Annotated in this window: 17 protein-coding genes; 2 read left to right on the forward strand and 15 right to left on the reverse strand. The window is 65.1% G+C overall.

What is annotated here, in order from left to right:
* Nucleotides 1-145 precede the first annotated feature (145 nt).
* Nucleotides 146-5890: a pullulanase-type alpha-1,6-glucosidase gene (pulA, locus tag E3T27_RS11805; protein ID WP_134572943.1), complete on the forward strand. Its 5745-nt coding sequence runs from the start codon at nucleotides 146-148 to the stop codon at nucleotides 5888-5890.
* A gap of 100 nt (nucleotides 5891-5990) precedes the next feature.
* On the opposite strand, the gene glmM is transcribed toward pulA, so the two are convergent.
* The 4 genes from glmM to truA all read right to left on the reverse strand — a co-directional run bounded on the left by glmM (nucleotide 5991) and on the right by truA (nucleotide 9437).
* Nucleotides 5991-7352 (reverse strand): phosphoglucosamine mutase, encoded by a 1362-nt coding sequence (glmM, locus tag E3T27_RS11810; RefSeq protein ID WP_104198444.1) that lies wholly within the window; start codon nucleotides 7350-7352, stop codon nucleotides 5991-5993.
* Nucleotides 7353-7371: 19 nt separating this feature from the next.
* Entirely contained in the window at nucleotides 7372-7857 is a 486-nt protein-coding gene (gene rpsI / locus E3T27_RS11815; RefSeq protein ID WP_104198445.1) for a 30S ribosomal protein S9, read from the reverse strand.
* A gap of 50 nt (nucleotides 7858-7907) precedes the next feature.
* Nucleotides 7908-8354: a 50S ribosomal protein L13 gene (rplM, locus tag E3T27_RS11820; RefSeq protein WP_104083755.1), complete on the reverse strand. Its 447-nt coding sequence runs from the start codon at nucleotides 8352-8354 to the stop codon at nucleotides 7908-7910.
* A gap of 132 nt (nucleotides 8355-8486) precedes the next feature.
* Nucleotides 8487-9437, reverse strand: a complete 951-nt coding sequence (gene truA / locus E3T27_RS11825; protein WP_241992231.1) for a tRNA pseudouridine(38-40) synthase TruA — start codon at nucleotides 9435-9437, stop codon at nucleotides 8487-8489.
* A 142-nt stretch (nucleotides 9438-9579) separates the two neighbouring features.
* On the opposite strand from truA, the gene E3T27_RS11830 reads away from it, so the two are divergent.
* Nucleotides 9580-11484, forward strand: coding sequence for an acyltransferase family protein (locus E3T27_RS11830; protein WP_206750167.1), 1905 nt, complete (start codon nucleotides 9580-9582; stop codon nucleotides 11482-11484).
* Nucleotides 11485-11487: 3 nt separating this feature from the next.
* On the opposite strand, the gene E3T27_RS11835 is transcribed toward E3T27_RS11830, so the two are convergent.
* The 11 genes from E3T27_RS11835 to E3T27_RS11885 all read right to left on the reverse strand — a co-directional run bounded on the left by E3T27_RS11835 (nucleotide 11488) and on the right by E3T27_RS11885 (nucleotide 20002).
* The gene (locus E3T27_RS11835) at nucleotides 11488-12531 is read right to left on the reverse strand and encodes a GNAT family N-acetyltransferase (protein ID WP_134572947.1); all 1044 of its coding nucleotides are present in this window, start codon (nucleotides 12529-12531) and stop codon (nucleotides 11488-11490) included.
* Between the two features lie 38 nt (nucleotides 12532-12569).
* Nucleotides 12570-13613, reverse strand: a complete 1044-nt coding sequence (locus tag E3T27_RS11840) for a GNAT family N-acetyltransferase (RefSeq protein WP_104198449.1) — start codon at nucleotides 13611-13613, stop codon at nucleotides 12570-12572.
* 86 nt (nucleotides 13614-13699) lie between these two features.
* Nucleotides 13700-14260: a 50S ribosomal protein L17 gene (gene rplQ, locus E3T27_RS11845; protein ID WP_134572949.1), complete on the reverse strand. Its 561-nt coding sequence runs from the start codon at nucleotides 14258-14260 to the stop codon at nucleotides 13700-13702.
* Between the two features lie 50 nt (nucleotides 14261-14310).
* Complete coding sequence (locus tag E3T27_RS11850) at nucleotides 14311-15300, reverse strand: DNA-directed RNA polymerase subunit alpha (protein WP_092107272.1); 990 nt, start codon at nucleotides 15298-15300, stop codon at nucleotides 14311-14313.
* 129 nt (nucleotides 15301-15429) lie between these two features.
* Nucleotides 15430-15828 carry a 30S ribosomal protein S11 gene (gene rpsK, locus E3T27_RS11855; protein WP_035834641.1) on the reverse strand — a complete coding sequence of 133 codons (399 nt, stop codon included), beginning with the start codon at nucleotides 15826-15828 and terminating at the stop codon, nucleotides 15430-15432.
* A gap of 46 nt (nucleotides 15829-15874) precedes the next feature.
* Nucleotides 15875-16249, reverse strand: coding sequence for a 30S ribosomal protein S13 (rpsM, locus tag E3T27_RS11860; RefSeq protein WP_092449488.1), 375 nt, complete (start codon nucleotides 16247-16249; stop codon nucleotides 15875-15877).
* A 155-nt stretch (nucleotides 16250-16404) separates the two neighbouring features.
* A complete protein-coding gene (gene rpmJ / locus E3T27_RS11865) occupies nucleotides 16405-16518 on the reverse strand; it encodes a 50S ribosomal protein L36 (RefSeq protein WP_035834639.1) in 114 nt (37 codons plus the stop codon).
* A 67-nt stretch (nucleotides 16519-16585) separates the two neighbouring features.
* A complete protein-coding gene (infA, locus tag E3T27_RS11870) occupies nucleotides 16586-16807 on the reverse strand; it encodes a translation initiation factor IF-1 (protein WP_035834638.1) in 222 nt (73 codons plus the stop codon).
* A gap of 125 nt (nucleotides 16808-16932) precedes the next feature.
* Nucleotides 16933-18081 (reverse strand): mannitol-1-phosphate 5-dehydrogenase, encoded by a 1149-nt coding sequence (locus E3T27_RS11875; RefSeq protein ID WP_134572951.1) that lies wholly within the window; start codon nucleotides 18079-18081, stop codon nucleotides 16933-16935.
* Nucleotides 18078-18515 carry a PTS mannitol transporter subunit IIA gene (locus E3T27_RS11880; RefSeq protein WP_134572953.1) on the reverse strand — a complete coding sequence of 146 codons (438 nt, stop codon included), beginning with the start codon at nucleotides 18513-18515 and terminating at the stop codon, nucleotides 18078-18080. The genes E3T27_RS11875 and E3T27_RS11880 overlap by 4 nt, the downstream gene beginning before the upstream one ends.
* Nucleotides 18512-20002 carry a PTS mannitol transporter subunit IIBC gene (locus E3T27_RS11885; protein ID WP_104198453.1) on the reverse strand — a complete coding sequence of 497 codons (1491 nt, stop codon included), beginning with the start codon at nucleotides 20000-20002 and terminating at the stop codon, nucleotides 18512-18514. The genes E3T27_RS11880 and E3T27_RS11885 overlap by 4 nt, the downstream gene beginning before the upstream one ends.
* Nucleotide 20003 lies beyond the last annotated feature (1 nt).

A 20003-nucleotide genomic window follows, 5' to 3' on the forward strand; every position in this document is an offset into this window, starting at 1 on the left:
TTCCGTGGCAGGCCGATCAGCCGTGATTTTTACGACAGGGCGATCCGCCGAGTAATCCGTGCAAACGCTTGCAGTCTGTTCCCCATGAGGGGTAGCGTCTGATCCGTTGTCCTTTGCGCTTTCCGGCGCCGAACGAAGGAAGTCAATGCTGACTAGCCAGATCACCGCACGCCGATTCCTGGCCATGGTCGGTTCAGGGGCGATTCTCGCCTCCGGTCTCGTCTTCGCACCCGGTGCAGCGGCAGCGGCCACGCCGACCGTGGCCCTCGTCGGCAGCCTGCAGAACGAGCTCGGTTGCAGCGAAGACTGGGTGCCAGCCTGCGCGGCCACCGAACTGGTCCCGACCGGCACCGAGGGAATCTGGGCGGCGGACTTCACCCTCCCCGCTGGCAGCTACGACTACAAGGTAGCCCTCGACGACAGCTGGGACGTCACCTACGGCCTGGATGGCGGCGCCGACAACATCCCGCTGACCATCGCGGGCGAGAGCACCCTGCGGTTCAGCTTCGACGTCGCCAAGAAACGGGTTGGGCTGCAAGCGCTGTCCCTGGCCGGACCGTACTCAGAAGCTGATGCGTCGCTAGCGACGGAGCCCATTCGCCAGCCCGGCAGCGACGAGCAGTTCTATTTCGTGATGACCGACCGGTTCCAGGACGGCGACCCGAGCAACAACACCGCTGGTCTCGGCTCCGACCCGATGGTCTCCGGCTTCGACCCGACCGACAAGGGCTTCTACAACGGCGGCGACCTCGCGGGCCTCCGCTCCTCCCTCGACTACATTCAAGGGCTCGGCACCACCGCCCTCTGGCTCACCCCATCGTTCATGAACAACCCGGTGCAGGGTGAGGGGGCCAACGCCTCGGCCGGTTACCACGGCTACTGGATCACCGACTTCACCCGGATCGATCCGCACCTGGGCACCAATGCCGAACTCGAGGCGCTCATCGCCGACGCGCACGCTCGCGGTATCAAAGTCTATTTCGACATCATCACCAACCACACCGCCGACCTGATCGACAACGCGGAGAAGGCGTACGCCTACATCGACAAGGCCACGTCCCCGTACTCGACCGCAGCGGGCGACGCCTTCGACCCTGCCGACTATGCGGGCACCGACAATTTTCCCGAGCTGGACGACACGTCCTTCCCGTACACACCGACCGTGACCCCGGCCAACGCCGACCGCAAGGTGCCGGCTTGGCTGAACGACCCCACGCTATATCACAATCGTGGTGACTCGACCTTCGAGGGAGAAAGCGCCCTCGACGGCGACTTCTCCGGCCTCGACGACCTGATGACGGAAAACCCGGCCGTCGTGGACGGCTTCATCGACATCTACAAGACCTGGGTCGACTTCGGCATCGACGGCTTTCGTATCGACACCGTCAAGCACGTCAACCTCGAGTTCTGGCAGACCTGGTCGACTGCGGTGCGGGACTACGCACACGCCCAGGGCAAGCCCGACTTCTTCATGTTCGGCGAGGTCTACGACGCGAATGCCGCTACGACCTCCCCCTACGTGCGCGACACCGACCTCAGCTCGGTGCTCGACTTCGGATTCCAGTCACAGGCCACGAGCTTCGCAGCCGGCAACTCGGCCAAGGGCCTCAGCCAGCTGTACGCCAGCGACGACCGCTACACCACCCCCGATTCCAACGCCTACGCCCTGCCGACCTTCCTCGGCAACCACGACATGGGTCGCATCGGCTCGTTCCTGAAGAGCTCCGATTCGCCGGTGCAACGCGACAAGCTCGCCCATGAACTGATGTACCTCACTCGCGGCCAGCCCGTCGTGTACTACGGCGACGAGCAGGGCTTCGCCGGCACCGGCGGCGACAAGGACTCCCGCCAGTCCCTGTTCGCCAGCCAGGTCAGCGACTACACCGACCAGCCGTTGATCACGGGAGAAACGGCGGGTTCGGTCGACAGGTTCGATGTGGATGCTCCGTTGTACACCCACATCAGTGCGCTCTCCGCGCTCCGCACAGCGCACGCGGCCCTGGCCACCGGCGCCCAGATCGAGCGCTACGCCGACACTGGGGCCGGCGTCTACGCCTTCAGCCGGGTCGATCGCACCGAGAAGATCGAACACCTCGTCGCCGTCAACAACTCCGCCGCAGTCAAGACCGTCACCGTCCCCACCCTCACCGACAGTGCAGCCTTCTCAGTGCTGTACGGAGCCGGAGCCGCTGCGACCGCCACCGCCACCGGCGAACTCGAGGTGACCGTACCCGCGCTGGGGTCGGTCGTGCTCGTCGCCGACCGCACGGTCACGGCGCCCACCGCCGCCACCGCGATCACGGTCGCTGCCCCGATGGCCGGCGCCGGCGTATCCGGAGTGTCACCCGTAGGCGCCATGGTGGACGGCTCAACCTGGGCCGAGACCGGTTTCGCGTGGCGCGTTGTCGGCTCGCCCGACTGGACCTCCCTCGGCACCGCCGAGGACACCACGCCCCGGGTCTTCCACGACACGGCCGGTCTGGCCGATGGCACCTTGGTCGAGTACCGTGCGGTGACCACGGATGCCGCGGGCCAGCGCGCGGCCGCCTCCACCTTCGCATCCGTGGGCAACACGGTTACCCTGGCCGAAACGGGCACCCCGGCGCCCGCCATCGACCTCGTCACCGTGGCCGGTGACCTGGACTCGGAGATCGGCTGTGCGGGCGACTGGCAGCCCGGCTGCGAGGCAGCCAGGCTCACCCAGCGCGCCGACGGCATTTACGCCGGTGCCTTCGATCTGCCGGCCGGTACCTACGAATACAAGATCGCGATCAACGGCTCCTGGGACGTCAACTACGGGGCCGGTGGCGTGCCGAACGGCTCGAACGTCTCCTTCACCGCGCCCGGCGGACCGGTCACCTTCTACTTCGACCCCCGCAACAACTTTTTCCAGAACACCGCGCAGGGCCCGATCGTCGTGGCCGCCGGTTCCTTCCAGGAGGAAGCCGGATGCCCCGCGGATTGGACACCCGACTGCCTCGCCACGTGGCTGCAGGACGTCGACGGCGACGGCATCCTCACCTGGAACACCAGCACCCTGCCGACCGGCAGTTACGAAGGCAAGGTGGCGCACAATCTCAGCTGGAACGAGAACTACGGCGCGGACGGCGCGCCGAACGGGGCCAACATCGGCTTCAGTGTGACAACCGGAGAAGCGACCGCCTTCAGCTACGATCTGGCCAGCCACGTACTCACCATTGAGACCGCAAGCCAACCACTGGCCGGTACCGGCGCCCAGCGGGCCCACTGGATCGACGACAAGACGCTGGCCTGGCCGCGCGACCTGCTGCCGATCAACGCCGACCCCGCCGACCTGGTTTATGCCCTGCACTCCTCGTCCGACGCCACGCTCACGCTCGCAGACGGTGCAGTGACCGGCGGCGATACCGTGGAACTCGTCTACGACACGGCCGGCCTGACCGACGCACAGAAGACGTTGTTCCCAGCGCTGGCAAACTCCGCCGTGCTGCGACCAGTCGACACGAACCGCGCCGCCGTCGAGCGGCTGCTCACCACCCAGCTGCAGGTCAGCCAGGCCGGGTCCGACGGGGTGCTCACCGCACTCACCGGGGTGCAACTGCCCGGGGTGCTCGACGACCTCTACGCGGATGCCGCGGCCTCCACGACGCTCGGTGTCACCTGGTCGAAGAAACGGCCGACCGTCGCAGTTTGGGCGCCGACGGCTCAGAAGGTGGACCTGCTCGTCTGGACCGCCGGCGATGCCGCCGAACCCGAGCGGGTCACCCTCAAGCGCCAGAAGGACGGCACCTGGGCGGCGAGCGGCGCCAAGGACTGGGCCGATGCATCCTTCGTGTTCGAGGTGACGGTGTTCGCACCCAGCACGGGCACCATCGAAGTGAACCAGGTCACCGACCCGTACTCGGTGGCGCTGACGACCAACTCCACGCGTTCGGTGTTCGTCGACCTGGCGAACAAGGATTACCGGCCGAAGAAGTGGGAGAAGGCCGAGTCGCCGACGATCGACAACCCCGTCGACCGGTCGATCTACGAGCTGCACGTTCGGGACTTCTCAATTTCCGACGAGACCGTGCCCGAAGCTCTGCGCGGCACCTATGGCGCGTTCGATGTGGACAGTGCCGGTACCAGGCACCTGGCCGAGCTGGCGGATGCCGGACTGAACACCGTGCACCTGCTGCCGACGTTCGACATCGCGACCATCGAGGAAGACCGCGCTGCGCAGGCCACGCCTGCGTGCGACCTCGAATCGTTCGGTCCGGCCTCGCCCGAGCAGCAGGCCTGCATTCAAGCCACGGCCGACACCGATGGGTTCAACTGGGGGTACGACCCGCTGCATTTCCAGGCAGCAGAGGGCTCGTACGCGGTGAACCCGCGCGGCGGGGCCCGAGTGGCCGAGTTCCGCGGCATGGTCGGGGCATTACACGAGGACGGCCTGCAGGTCGTGCTCGACAAAGTCTTCAACCACACGAACGCCAGCGGCCAGGCCGCCACATCGGTGCTCGATCGCGTCGTACCGGGTTACTATCATCGGCTGAACCCGCTCGGTGCGGTCGAAACGTCCACCTGCTGCCAGAACGTGGCCACCGAACACCAGATGGCCGAACGGCTGATGGTCGACTCGACCGTGCTCTGGGCCCGGGAATACAAGGTCGACGGATTTCGGTTCGACCTTATGGGCCACCACTCCACGGCCAACCTGCTCGCGGTGCGGGCGGCCCTCAACCAGCTCACCGAGAAGAAGGACGGCGTCGACGGCAAGGCAATCTACCTCTACGGCGAGGGCTGGAACTTCGGCGAGGTAGCCGACAACGCCCTGTTCGAGCAGGCGAAGCAGGGTCAGCTCGGCGGCACCGGCATCGGTACCTTCAACGACAGGCTGCGTGACGCCGTGCACGGCGGCAGCCCCGTCGATGGCGGCACCGTGCAGCAGCAGGGTTTCGGCACCGGTCTCGGCACCGACCCGAACGGCGCGGCCATCAACGGCACGCCAGAGCAGGCGCTGGAGAAGCTGACGCAGGCCAGCGACCTGGTGCGACTCGGGCTGGCCGCGAACCTGAGGGACTTCAGCTTCGTGACCGCCGACGGAACCGTCAAGCGCGGTGACGAACTGGACTACAACGGGTCGCCGGCCGGCTATGCCGACCAGCCAGCCGAGGTGATCAACTACGTCGACGCGCACGACAACGAGACGCTCTTCGATCTTCTCGCCCTCAAGATGCCCTCCGATTCTTCGATGACCGACCGGGTGCGGATGAACACCCTGTCCCTGTCCACCGCGACCCTGTCCCAGGCTCCGTCGCTCTGGCATGCCGGAACCGACCTGCTGCGCTCGAAGTCCCTCGACCGGGACAGCTACAACGCCGGCGACTGGTTCAACCGCATCGATTGGACCGGCCAAACGAACAACTTCGGGGTGGGGCTGCCGTCGGCGGACTCCAACGAGGACAAGTGGGACATCCAGCGCCCGTTGCTGGAGAACCCGGCACTCGTGCCAACACCGGCCGACATCGCCGCGGCGTCGAACCAGGCCAAGGACCTGCTCCGGCTCAAGCAGTCGACCGAGCTTTTCCGGCTCGGTGACGCCACGCTCATCACGCAGAAGCTGAGTTTTCCAGCCAGCGGACCCACGGCCATCCCCGGTGTCATCGTGATGCGCATCGACGACACCGTCGGCACGGATGTCGATCGCAGGCTGGACGGGCTGATCACTATCTTCAACGCGAGCCCCGAGTCGCAGACCATCACCCTGGCGGACCTGGCCGGCATGACCTACAGGCTCAGTAGCATCCAGGCCAATGGCACGGATGCCGTAGTCAAGACCACCACCTGGAACCGGGTGTCCGGCACGGTCACCGTGCCTGCCCGTACTGTGGCGGTGCTCGTGGACGACCAGAAGAAGCGTGGGAAGTGACCGGAAGCGGACGGGGCCTGGGCCCCGAACGCGGGCCCAGTTTATAGGCTGGGCCCGGGGACGGGGCCCGGGCCCCGTCCCTTAGTGCTGGCCGGTAGGGCTAGAGGGGCAGGCGCTCCCGCACCACGTCGGCGAGGGAGTGCGCCAGGCGGTCCGCCGTGGGCTGGTCGGCAGCTTCCACCATGACCCGCACCATCGGCTCGGTACCGGAGGGGCGCAGGAGCACACGACCGGTGTCGCCGAGTTCGGCTTCGGCCGCGAGTACGGCCTCGGCGATGACATCATCGGCGCCGAGACCCGTGTGGTTGACACCACGCACGTTCACCAGAATCTGCGGGTATACCGTCATAACGGATGCCAGTTCGGCCAGCGTCTTACCGGTGCGCGCCATTTCGGCGACGAGGTGAAGCCCGGTGAGAATACCGTCGCCCGTCGTGGCGTACTTGGTCATGATGACGTGACCGGACTGTTCGCCGCCGAGGGAATACCCGTGGGCGTTGAGTTCTTCGAGCACGTAGCGGTCGCCGACCTTGGTCTGCACCACGGTGATGTCGTTGGCCGCCATGGCCTTCCGCAAGCCGAGGTTGCTCATGACGGTCGCCACGAGTGTGCGGTCTTTCAGCACTCCGCGTTCGGCCATCGACACGGCGAGGATCGCCATGATCTGGTCGCCGTCGACAATGTTGCCGTCGCGGTCCACCGCGAGGCACCGGTCGGCGTCGCCGTCGTGCGCAATACCGACGTCGGCACCGTGTTCGAGCACGGCTCGGGCGAGGTTGTCGAGGTGGGTCGAGCCCACGCCGTCGTTGATATTGAGACCGTCAGGGTCGGCGCCGATCACGGTGAGGCGAGCACCCGCATCCGTGAACACCTGCGGCGACACGCCGGCGGCTGCGCCGTGGGCGCAGTCCAGCACGACGTGGATGCCATCGAGGCGGTGCGGCAGAGTCGTGAGCAGGTGTACCACGTAGCGGTCTTCAGCGTCAGCAAAACGACGGATGCGCCCCACGTCGCCGGCGATCGGCATCAGCGTGTCGCGACCGATATAGGACTCGATGCGGTCCTCGACGTCGTCGGGAAGTTTGGTTCCGCCATAGGCGAAGATCTTGATGCCGTTGTCGGGCGCCGCGTTATGGGAGGCAGAAATCATCACACCGAAATCGGCACCGATGTCGTTGATCAGAAAAGCTGCGGCGGGTGTTGGGATGACCCCGGCGTCAAGGACGTCGACGCCGCTGGAAGCCAAACCGGCCGCGACAGCAGCGTTGAGAAATTCACCGGAAATTCGCGGGTCACGAGCGACCACTGCCACGGGACGGCGGCCCGCTTCGAGGCGTGCTTGGGCACGACGACCCTTGGTCAGCACTGCGGCGCTGGCTTGGGCAAGGCTGAGGGCCAGGCCAGCCGTGAGATCACGGTTGGCCAGGCCCCGAACGCCGTCCGTGCCGAACAGACGAGTCATATCGTCGTCGGCTTTCGGGTTAGCGCTTGCTGAACTGAGGTGCCTTACGGGCCTTCTTGAGTCCAGCCTTCTTACGCTCCTTGACTCGCGCGTCGCGGCTGAGGAAGCCGTTCTTCTTGAGGATGGCGCGGTTGTTTTCTTCGTCGATCAGGTTCAAGCAGCGTGCGATGCCGAGGCGAAGTGCGCCGGCCTGGCCGGACGGGCCACCACCGGTGATGCGGGCGATGACATCGTACGAGCCGAGCAGGTCGAGCACCTTGAACGGGTCGTTGACGAGCTGCTGGTGCAGCTTGTTCGGGAAGTAGTCGGCGAACTCGCGGCCGTTCACAACGATCGTTCCGGAGCCGGGGACGATGCGCACGCGGGCGATAGCCTGCTTGCGACGGCCAACGGCTGCGCCGGGAACGTTGAGGACGGCGCGGGGCACCTTGGTTACGGTTTCGGCCGGGGTCTCGGTGGAGTAGCTCTCCGGAGCCTGGTCAATCTGGTCTGCGATCTTCGCCACGATGATGGGAATCCTTTTTATCTAAGAGTCGAGAGGTCTGGTTGCCGGCGCTACTGCGCGACCTGGCTGAGGGTGTACGGCGTGGGCTGCTGAGCGGAGTGCGGGTGCTCAGGGCCGGCGTATACCTTCAGCTTGGTGAGCTGGGCGCGACCGAGCGAGTTCTTCGGCAGCATGCCGCGAATCGCTTTTTCAACCGCGCGGGTCGGGTGCTTCTCGAGCATCTCGGAGTAGTTGGTCGCCGTGAGGCCGCCCGGGTAACCGGAGTGGCGGTACGCGATCTTCAGGTCGAGCTTCTTGCCGGTGAGGGCGACCTTCTCAGCGTTGACGATGATGACGAAGTCGCCACCGTCCATGTGCGGGGAGAAGGTGGCCTTGTGCTTGCCGCGCAGCAGGATTGCCGCGTGGCTGGCCAGACGTCCGAGAACGATATCGGTGGCATCGATGACGACCCAGTCGTGCTGGAGTTCGCTTGCCTTGGGGGTGTAAGTGCGCGTCACTGTTGTGCTGCTTTCTTTTTTTTCGAACGGAGGTGTTCGTGAATCCCGCTCCGGGTGTGTTCTCGTGAGGAGAACACTGTCGATGGAGGGCTCACGTTCGGGTGCCGCGCTGCAACGCACAAACACCAAGGGTCAACCATAGTCGGCCCCGACCGTGGGCGCAACTTGGGCACTGGTCGGCAGTGACCGACGGTTGCGCGTGTCGATGGCACGCTGCGCGAGGGAAGCGTCATCGGGGTAACCGACATCAATGAGCGTGAGGCCGTGCGCCTGCATTACCTTGAACTCGCTGATGCGGTGTTTGTCGAAGTGCAGGTGGGCGAGGGTACTACCGTCGAGGCGCCCCTCCCCCACTGCCACGCAGGCACCGACCATGGCGCGCACCATACTGTGGCAGAAGGCATCCGCTTTGATACTGGCGATGATCAGTCCATCGTCGTCGCGGTACCAGCGAAAGTCCTGAACGGTTCGAATGGTCGTAGCTCCCGGGCGCGGCTTGCAGTATGCGGCGAAGTCGTGCAGGCCCACCAATGTCGCCGCTGCGGCGTCCATCGCGGCGAGGTCCAATTTGAACGGGTGCCAGGTCGTGCGCAGGCGCTGCTGCGGGTCGTGCAGGGCCAGGGGGTCCGCGATGCGATATTCGTAGCGACGCCACATGGCCGAGAACCGGGCGTCGAAGCCGCCGGGCACGACCGTGGCGCGGCGCAGCACGATGTCGGGCTTGGTGACGAGGATGCCGCCGAGGCGGCGCAGCACGGCGGTGCCGAGGTCGACCGGCGGGCGGTTACCGGTGCCCCGCTGGATGCGCACGAGGGAGTGGGCTTGCTCGGCAGTGAGGTCGAAGTGGGCAACCTGCCCGCGGGCGTGCACCCCGGCATCCGTGCGGCCGGCGACGATGAGGGTGGGATGCGGAGGAAAGCTTTGCAGAATGCCCGCGAGCCCATTTTCGATGTCGGCCTGAACGGTGCGAAAGCCAGGCTGCCGGGCCCAACCGGTGAAATCGGTGCCATCGTAGGCGAGGTCGAGGCGGATGCGCGTGGAGCCGAGCGCTGCGTTCGCGGCGCGGGGCACGAAAAGATTCACGAGGGTAAGCCTAGGCGGCGCGCTCGGGTTATCGTTGACTCCGGCCTATGGTCTACCCCCATAAAGAGTGCCAAGAAACGCTGTGTTGCCCATGACTCGTTCCCCGCTGTTGTTCCCGTTCACCGGGAGGACTCGGTCAGCATTGTCCGCAATCGGCCCCGCGAACACACCGGTCCTGGGGCCGAAAAACGCCCCGAGCAGGGGTCGACTGGCCGGCCTCGACGGCCTGCGCGCCCTCGCCGTCATCGCCGTCGCGCTCTATCATTTCTTTCCGGCGATGCTGCCGGGCGGCTTCATCGGCGTCGACGTTTTCTTCGTCATCAGCGGTTTTCTGATCACCGGTCTGCTTGTTTCCGAGCACACTCACACCGGGCATATCTCCCTGCGTCGGTTCTGGCAACGGCGCGCCCGTCGACTGATACCCCCACTCATTCCGGTCGTCCTGATCTGCTGCACCATCGCGTTTCTCATTGGCGGCGACGTGCTCGTGGGTCTCGGCGGGCAACTGCTCGGGGCCAGCACTTTCGGCTACAACTGGGTGTCGATCGCAACCGACGCCAGCTATTTCAGCCTCAGCGAACCCGAACTGCTGCGCAACCTCTGGTCCCTTGCCGTGGAAGAGCAGTTCTACCTGGTCTGGCCGCTGCTCCTGATGGCCGTCCTGCTGGTTCGCCGTCCCCGCGTGCGACTCGCCATCGTCACCACACTGTTCGTCGCCTCGGCCCTGTGGATGGGTGTGCTCTACCAGCCCGGCACCGACCCCACCCGGGTGTACTACGGCTCGGACACACACAGTTTCGGCTTATTCGCGGGCGCCGCCCTCGCCCTGCTGCTCCGCCGCCCGAGCGGGCAGCGCAACGAACTGCCCCGGATACGTCCATGGCTCGGCGGCGGCGCGATTCTGGCGATCATCGCCTTCGCCCTCTGGCTGCCGGAAAACGGCACCATAACCTACCGCGGCGGCCTCGTCGCCGTGTCCCTGGCCACCGCCGTCGCCATCTGGGCGGGAGTGCGCGGTGGCCGGTTCGGGCGACTGCTCGATGCAGCGCCGCTCCGCTACCTCGGTGAGCGCTCCTACGGCATCTACCTGTGGCACTGGCCGGTGCTCGTGCTGATCCAGCTGCTCTGGCCGGCGTCGTCCCCGGCCGGCAGCCTGCTGCCGATCGGTCTGCTCGCCTCGGTCATCACCGTGGTGCTGGCGGGCGTGTCCTACCGCTGGCTGGAAGTGCCGATCCGGCGGATCGGCGTGCGCGCCAGTATCCGTCGAATTGGTGCGCAGTGGACCGGGCCTACCCGTCGCCGCCGCTTGGTTGCGGCGACGGCCGCCTTATCGCTGCTGCTGGTCGGCGGCACCACGGCCGCCGTCGTCGCAGCGCCGGCGCAGACCTCGGCGCAACTGCGCATCGAACGGGGTCAGCGGGCAATGGATGCTGCGGCGCGGGTCGCCGCGCAGGCTGCGGCCACCGAGGCGGCCCGCCAAGCCGCAGTGGCCCCTGCCCTGGCCGAGAGCCCGATCACCGCCATCGGCGACTCGGTCATGCTGGCCTCGGCTCCGGAGTTGCAGGCCACCTTTGCGGGAATGACCGTTGACGCGTCGGTCTCCCGCGCGATGTATTCCGCAGACGACATATTGGCGGCCCTCGCGGCGGCGGGCCAGTTAAAGCCGGTTGTGGTGATCGGCCTCGGCACCAACGGGCCGATCACGACCGATGAACTCACTGAGATTCTGCGCATTCTCGGGCCCGACCGGCGGCTCGTGCTCGTGAACGCCTACGCCGAACGCGACTGGACCGCCGCGGTCAACGCACAGCTCGCTGATTTCGCTGCCGGCAATCGTCGGGTCGAGCTCGCGAACTGGCACGACGCGATCGCGGGGCGACTCGACCTGCTGGCCGGCGATCACGTGCATCCGGGGCCAACCGGCGGGCAGGTCTACGCCGACGAGGTGCATGCCGCGCTGGAGCGTCTCGCGGCGGTGCCGCCGCTGCCCGACAACAGCTGGTTAATGCGCGGCCCCGACGCGCCCAGTTCGCCGCCGTACCGCTGAGAATCAGAACTCGAGCACGTAGGCGAGCTCCCGGTTGGTGGCGAAAAAGCCCATGCCCGTGTACAGGTCGAGCGCACCGGTCGGGCTCGCCGAGTCCACATCGAGGGTGGCGCGCTCGTGCCCGGCGGCGCGGCTGGCGGCCAGCTGCGCCGATAACAGGGCCTGCGCGATGTGCCGGCCGCGCCATCCGCTCAGCACGCCGACGAGCCCGATATAGCTGCTGCGGTAGCCGGCCGCCGCCCAGTCCTGTTCGTTGACGCTCGACATGATGAAACCGACGACGTGCTCACTGCCGTCGGGTTCTGTTCCGAACGCAACGAACGACAGCTCGTTGACGAAAGAGGGGCCGGTCACGTAGGAGTTCCAGCTTTCGTCGGGAATCGGCTGGCTGGACCAGTGGTCCCTGAATGCCGCGTCGCGTGCGGCGTGCACGGCGTTCGAGAGCTCCGGCGTATAACCAGCCAGACGGATGCCCGCGGCCAGCACGAATTCACGAATCGGGTCGACGAGCATGCGGTCGAGCGAAAGGAAGTTTCGAGTGCACGCTAGATCGAATCGTTCGTAGAGACTGACGTTCTGTGGGGCACGCTCGTCACAGGACGTGGAGATCCAGCCGGGCAGCAGCTTGTCGGACGTCGCTAGTTGCTGTTTACCGCGGGCTACCTGCCAGTTCAGCAGTTGGCGACCGATGCCGCGGCCGCGCATTTCGGGCAGTACCCCACCGCCGAGGTTGGATTTCACCAGCGTCTCCTGCCCTGGCTGGAGCAGCACGAGACCGTGGGCAACGAGGCGCCCGTCAGCGTCGAAAGCGACGAGCGTGTCGGCGTCGACGTCAATGAAGGAGAAGGTGAATGCCTCGCTCACGTCATCGCGCTCACGAACGTAGTTGGGGTGGTCGACGCGGCCGATCGCTAATTCGAGCTGCCAGATGGCGTCGGTATCGGCGGCCGTCGCCGGCCGCCACAGGGCGACATCGGCATGGTCGGGAACAGGCAGCGACGAGAGCGCAGTCACGCGCGCAGAGAGCGGAGTCGTGGGAACGGTCATGCCTCACCCTATCCACGCAACCCCGAACGCGGCCAGCGTTAGAACTCGAGCGTGTAGGCCAGCTTGCGGTGCGTGGGCACAAAACCCATGCCGGTGTAGAGGCCGAGGGCGCCGGTGGGGCTGGCCGAATCGACCGCGAGCGTCACCCGCTCATGCCCGAGAGCCTGCCCGGCCGCGAGTTGGGCAGCCAGCAACGATTGCGCGATGTGGCGGCCGCGCCATCCGCTCACAACACCGACCAGATCGATGTAGCTGCCGGTGAAACCCTGGGTGGCCCAGACGTTCTCGTTCGCGGTCGACAGGACGAAGCCGACGACCCGTTCGGTTCCGGTCGAATCGGTGCCGTAGGCCACAAACGAGAGGTCGGGGCGAAACCACTGTCCGCCGACGAAGGCGTTCCAGTTCTCGTCGCTCATCGGCTGGCTGCCCCAGTGGTCCATGAACGCATCGTCGCGGGCGGCGTGCACTTCGGTCGCGGCAGCGGGGGCATAGACGGCGATGCGGATGCCGTCGGCCGCGTCGACGACGCGCACCGGGGCATCCAGCGGTCGCTCGAGAGTGAGAAAGTAGCGCTCGAGGGTCAGGCCACCCCGCTCGAACAAGGCCGCGTTCTGCGGTGAGCGTTCGTCGGCGTAGGTGAGGATCCAACCGGGCAGCGCCTGGGTCGACGACGCGAGCTGCTGCTTGGCCCGGCCCAGCTGCCAGGCCAGGAGTTGGCGGCCGATGCCGCGGCCGCGCAGTGACGGGTGCACCCCGCCGATCGGCATCGACCGCACCAGAGTCACCTGGCGAGGCGGGAACATGACCATGCCGACCGCGACGATGCGGCCAGCCTGGTCGACGCCGACCAGCGAGTCGAGCTCCGGGTGAAAATGAGAGTAACCGAAGTCTGCGGCGATCGCGCCGCGCGCCGTGAGGTAGTTGGGGTGGTCGACTTCACCCATGGCGCGGCGCAGTTGCCAGATACCGTCGATGTCGTCGCTGGTCGCTGCTCGCCAGGTCGGGACGTCCCGGTGCACCGGAAGCACCGGCGCCGGAACGATACCGATGCGCTCACCCAGCGGAGTCTCGCGTTGATCCATTTCTCAACCCTATCTTCGGCAGCCGAGACGGACGGATACACAAAAAGGGAGGGCCAACAGCTGTTGGCCCTCCCTTGGTGGCGGTGCTACTTCTTGTCGGCCTCATCGGCAACGGCGTCATCGGCTGCTGCGTCTTCGGCAACAACGTCTTCAGCTACAACGTCGTCAGCTACGACGGTCTCGTCGACGACAACGTCGTCGGCTACAACGTCGTCGGTAACGACGTTGTCGCTTCCGACGGGGGTCGCAGCAACGGTCGCGGTCTTGGAACGCTTGACCTTGGGGGTCAGGGGCTCGAGAACGAGCTCCATCTGCACCATCGAAGCGTTGTCACCCTTGCGGAAACCGAGCTTCGTGATGCGGGTGTAGCCGCCCTGACGCTCGTTGACCTGCGGGGCGATGACCGTGAACAGCTCGTGCACGACGGTCTTGTCGGTGATCGTCGCGAGGACGCGACGACGCGCGTGCAGGTCGCCACGCTTGGCGAACTGCACCATGCGCTCGGCGAGCGGACGCAGGCGCTTGGCCCGGGTCTCGGTCGTCTTGATCGACTTGTGGGTGAACAGGGCCGCGGCCAGGTTCGCAAGCATGAGGCGCTCGTGCGCCGGGCCGCCACCGAGACGGGGGCCCTTTGTGGGCTTAGGCATTGGTAATCTCCAGTATCAAAAAATCGAAAGGCAGCGTTGAAGCGCGAGCCTTAAATGGTCTCTTCTTCGTAGCCGCTGTAGAAGTGTGCGCCGTCGAATCCGGGAACCGAATCCTTCAGGGACAGGCCGAGCTCAACGAGCTTGTCCTTCACTTCGTCAACCGACTTCTGCCCGAAGTTGCGGATGTTCATCAGCTGGGTCTCCGACAGGGCGACCAGTTCACTGACGTTGTTGATGCCTTCGCGCTTCAGGCAGTTGTACGAACGCACCGACAGGTCGAGGTCTTCGATCGGAATCGAAAGCTCGGTCGAGAGCACAGCGTCAACCGGCGCGGGGCCGATCTCGATGCCCTCGGCAGCGGTGTTGAGCTCGCGGGCCAGACCGAACAGTTCGGTCAGGGTGCGACCGGAGGATGCGATGGCGTCGCGCGGCGAAATAGCCGACTTGGTCTCCACGTCAACGACGAGGCGATCGAAGTCGGTGCGCTCACCGGCACGAGTCGCCTCGACCCGGTAAGTCACCTTGAGCACTGGCGAGTAGATCGAGTCGACCGGAATCTGGCCGGCTTCGGAGAACTCGTTGCGGTTCTGGGTGCTGGAGACGTAACCACGGCCACGCTCAATGGTCAGTTCGAGTTCGAACTTCGCCTTGTCGTTGAGGGTTGCGATCACCAGTTCCGGGTTGTGCACCTCGACGCCGGCCGGAGCCGAAATGTCAGCGGCGGTAACCTGGCCGGCACCCTGCTTACGCAGGTACGCGGTGATGGGCTCGTCATGCTCGCTCGAAACGACGAGACCCTTGATGTTCAGGATGATCTCAGTGACATCTTCCTTCACACCGGGAACGGTGCTGAACTCGTGCAGCACGCCATCGATACGGATGCTGGTTACAGCAGCGCCCGGGATCGAGGAGAGCAGGGTACGGCGAAGCGAGTTGCCGAGGGTATAGCCGAAGCCGGGTTCGAGCGGCTCAATGATGAACCGTGAACGGAACTCCGAGATGTTCTCTTCGGTGAGCGTTGGACGCTGTGCAATAAGCACTGTTGATTCCTTTCGGCTAAGTGTCCGCTATATGACACTTGCAATGACGAGAGAGTGAAAAGTGAAAGAAAAGAGTCTCGACGGGGCTCGGTAACAAGTACCGAGCCCGTCGAGATGACAGCGTGTGCTTTAGACGCGGCGGCGCTTCGGCGGACGGCATCCGTTGTGAGCCTGGGGCGTGACGTCGTTGATCGAACCGACCTCGAGGCCAGCGGCCTGAAGCGAACGGATCGCGGTCTCGCGGCCCGAACCGGGTCCCTTGACGAAGACGTCAACCTTCTTCATGCCGTGTTCCTGCGCCTGGCGGGCGGCGGATTCGGCCGCAAGCTGGGCAGCGAAAGGGGTCGACTTGCGCGAACCCTTGAAGCCAACCTGGCCGGACGAGGCCCAGCTGATGACGGCTCCGGTCGTGTCGGTGATCGACACGATCGTGTTGTTGAAAGTGCTCTTGATGTGGGCCTGGCCCACAGCAATGTTCTTCTTTTCTTTCTTACGCGGCTTCCGTACGGCCGACTTGGGTTGTGCCATGAATTTCTCCTGAATCCTAAAGGCGTTAGCGGGTTAGACCGAGGGCCTAGCGCGCCTTCTTCTTGCCGGCTACGGTGCGCTTCGGGCCCTTGCGGGTGCGAGCGTTGGTTTTGGTGCGCTGACCGCGAACGGGCAGGCCCTTGCGGTGGCGAATGCCCTCGTAGCTGCCAATTTCAACCTTGCGGCGGATGTCAGCGGCAACCTCACGGCGGAGGTCACCCTCAACCTTGAAGGTACCCTCGACGTAGTCGCGGAGAAGGACGAGCTGGTCGTCGCTCAAATCCTTGACGCGGATGTTTCCGTCGATTCCAGTGTCGGCGAGGGTCTTGAGGGCCCTCGTACGGCCAACACCGTAAATGTAAGTCAATGCAACTTCCACGCGCTTATCGCGCGGGATGTCGACGCCGGCTAGACGTGCCATTGTGTCTCCTGTTAGTGATGGAGGTCTGTAACAGCCCCTGTACACCGGCCTCCAGCCGATGGTGTCACCCCGAAGGGCTCCCGGAACTGCTATCTAGATGTGCTTATTTAGTGCGTGTACTCAGGTAGATCTCGAAACGACAAGTCGCGACGGATTTAACCCTGGCGCTGCTTGTGACGCGGGTTCTCGCAGATGACCATCACGTTGCCGTTACGGCGGATGACCTTGCACTTGTCACAGATCTTTTTGACGCTGGGCTTGACCTTCATGGTGATTCCTTGTTTTTCGCTGTCTTCGTACCCTCGGGATGCCGCGGGCCGTTACTTACAGCAGCCGTTACTTGTAGCGGTAGACGATCCGGCCACGGGTCAGATCGTAAGGACTCAACTCAACGATCACGCGGTCCTCCGGGAGGATGCGGATGTAGTGCTGACGCATCTTGCCCGAGATGTGGGCAAGAACTCGGTGGCCGTTTGACAGCTCAACGCGAAACATCGCGTTGGGCAGAGCTTCGACTACTGCGCCCTCGATTTCGATGACACCGTCTTTTTTGGCCATACCCTCACTGTCGCTCTGTATTGATTGCTGGTCATGCGGGATTGATGCCGGACACGCCCGAAAGGGCTATACCAGACACCAAGGGTCAATCTTATGGTACGAGATTGCCTTTTGGCAATTCAGTCCTATAATCCCTGCGCGCGTCGTACTTCACGCACGACAGACGCGAAGAGTGGATGCGCCGCATCGAGCCCGCAGACCTGCAGAACCACCTGCTCCGCGCTTTCGGTCTTGAGCATCCGCTGCAGCTCGACGCTCTGCTCGTCGGACGCAACGTCAAAGCTCAGCACCGCACCGATGGCGCCCACAAGAGCCTCGGGCATGAGGCCCGATTCGATCAATTCCGCGGCCGGGCCGATGAACCGTTCGTTGCGGCTGAGCTTGCGCAGCGGCTGGCGGCCCACTCGTTCGACGGTGTCGAGCAGGGCCGGGTTACTGAACCGAACGAGGATCTTCTCACGGTAGGCGCGCTGGGCGGCTTCGTCGAGCCCGTGTTTGGCGACGAGCAACGCCGACGTCTCTTCGAGCACGGCGCGGGCGGCGAGCACGACAGCCGGCACGTCCAGCGCCTCTGCGATCGTACTGACGCCGGCCCGGCTGCCGAGGTAGGCGATGGTGGCGTGCCCGGTGTTCACCGTGAAAAGCTTGCGTTCGATATAGGGCAAAAGGTTATCCACGAACGTGGCTCCCGGAATGACCGGAACCGCGTCGCCGAATGCGCCGCGTTCGATGACCCATTCGTAGAAGGCCTCCACCGTCACCGTCAGGCCGGCATCCGCCGCCTGGTTGGGCACGATGCGGTCGACGGCCGTATTCGCGAAGGCGGCGCGTGCCGAGACGGCCGGCCAGTCGGCACCGGTCACGTGGCTGTGCACGTGCTCGGCGAGAAGGTCGGTGGCGTTGATGGCGTTCTCGCACGCCATCACGGCCAGCGGCGGCAGCGACACTGCCCGGCGAGCCAGCCCCGCCGCGATGAGCGGGGCAACGAGCTTGAGGATGTTCGGTCCGACGGCCGTCGTCACGATGTCGGCCGTGGCGATCTCGTCGATCAGCGCGTCGCTGTCGGTGGCGCTGTTGATGGCGCGGAACCCCGTCACCGTGTGCTGGCGGGCCCCCTCCCCCTTCTCGTGCACCTCATAGCTGGGTGCGGCGTGCAGCGCGTCGATGAGGGTCGAATTCACGTCGGCGAAGACCACCTCGTACCCGGCTTCGTGCAGCAGGAGTCCGACAAAGCCGCGTCCGATGTTGCCCGCGCCGAAGTGAATAGCCTTCATTCTGCGTTGACCTCCTCGAGAAGGGCGTAAATTTCTTCGGCCGAGCCGGCGTCGATGAGTTTGGCCACCTCGTCTTCGTCGGAGAACACGATGGCGATCTTGGAGAGGATCTCGAGGTGCTCGTTGTTGAGCCCCGCGATGCCCACGGCGAAGCGCACCGGCTGGCCGTTCCAATCGATCGGTTCGGCATAGCGCACGAGCGACAGGGCGGAGCGCAGGATGGACTCCTTCGCGTCGTTCGTGCCGTGCGGGATGGCGAGGAAGTTGCCCATGTACGTCGAAACGGATGCTTCGCGCTCGAACATGGACGTCACGTAGTCGTCGCTCACGGCGCCGGACGCCACGAGAAGGCCGCCGGCCTCGCGAATCGCCTCGTCGCGCGTACGGGCCGTACCGCGGGCAATCAGGTTACGGGGTTCGAGGATCTGGCTCATGAGATGACTCCTTCGTTGGTCTGGTGCTCGAGCATGCCCACGACTTCGTCGTACTTCGGGCTGTTCATGAAGTTGTCGACCGAGACATGCACGGAGCCCGGTGACTTGGCCCGCGCACGGTCGGTCAGGTCCTGGTGCGTGATCACGAGGTCGGCGCTGCCGTCGAGGTTGGCGATGGCCTGGTTGGTCACCGTGATTCCCACGATGCCGGCCTTCTTGATCTTGTTGCGCAGCACGGAGGCGCCCATCGCACTCGAGCCCATTCCGGCGTCGCAGGCGAACACGATGTTGCGGAAGTCGCGAGTGGGGGCGTTGCCGCCGTCTGCGGCATCCGTTTCGGTGGAGCCGACGAGGCTACCGAGCACCGAACTGGATTTGCCCTTGTTGGCCTCGGTCTTCGCCACGGCGGCGGTCAGGTCGAGACCGGCACCATCAGCGAGGTCACGGCGACGACTGGCGCGCAGGATGACGGCGGCGATCAGGAAGGAGACCGCTGCCGCACCGATGACCGACAGGATGACACCGATGTAGCTGTCCGGCGACGTCTGGAAAAGCACGGCGAAGATGCTGCCGGGCGAGGCGGGAGCGCGCAGACCGGTGGCGAATGCCACGTTGATAGCCACACCGGTCATACCGCCGCCAATGGCGGCCAGGATGAGAATCGGCTTCATGAGCACGTAGGGGAAGTAGATCTCGTGGATGCCGCCGAGGAACTGGATGATGATCGCGCCGGGCGCGCTGGCCCGGGCGATGCCGGTTCCGAAGATTGTGAACGCGAGCAGGATTCCCAGTCCGGGGCCGGGGTTGGCCTCGAGCAGGAACAGGATCGATTTGCCGGTGTCGGATACCTGCTGCACGCCGAGCGGGGTGAGCACGCCATGGTTGATGGCGTTATTGAGGAAGAGTACCTTGCCCGGTTCGATCAGGATGCTCGCGAGGGGCAGCAATCCGTTGGCGATCAGAAAGTCGACACCGGTTTCGAGCAGTTTGCTCAGCCCGGTCACGAGCGGGGCGATGCCGACGAACGCGCCGAGGGCGAGGATGGCACCGAGGATTCCCGCCGTGAAGTTGTTCACGAGCATCTCGAAGCCGGCCTTGATCTTGCCCTCCCAGATGCTGTCGACCTTCTTGAGGAGGTAAGCGGCGAGCGGACCGACGATCATGGCTCCGATGAACATCGGTATGCTGCTGCCGACAATCACACCCATCGTGGCGATCGTGGCGATCACGCCACCGCGGGTGTCATAGATCATGCGGCCACCCGTGTTGGCGATCAGCAGCGGCAGCATGTAGATGATCATCGGGTCGACGAGGGTTGCGAACGTCTCGTTCGGGGTCCATCCGGTGGGGATGAACAGCGCGGTGATCAGTCCCCACGCGATGAAGGCGGGAATGTTGGGCATGACCATTCCGCTGAGGAATGTGCCAAAGCGCTGCACGTGCACTCGAGTGCCCGTTCGCTTGGTGTCGGCTGACGTCGTCGTCATT

The organism is Cryobacterium lyxosi, assembly GCF_004403345.1.
In the GTDB taxonomy this organism is placed as follows: Bacteria; Actinomycetota; Actinomycetes; order Actinomycetales; family Microbacteriaceae; genus Cryobacterium; species Cryobacterium lyxosi.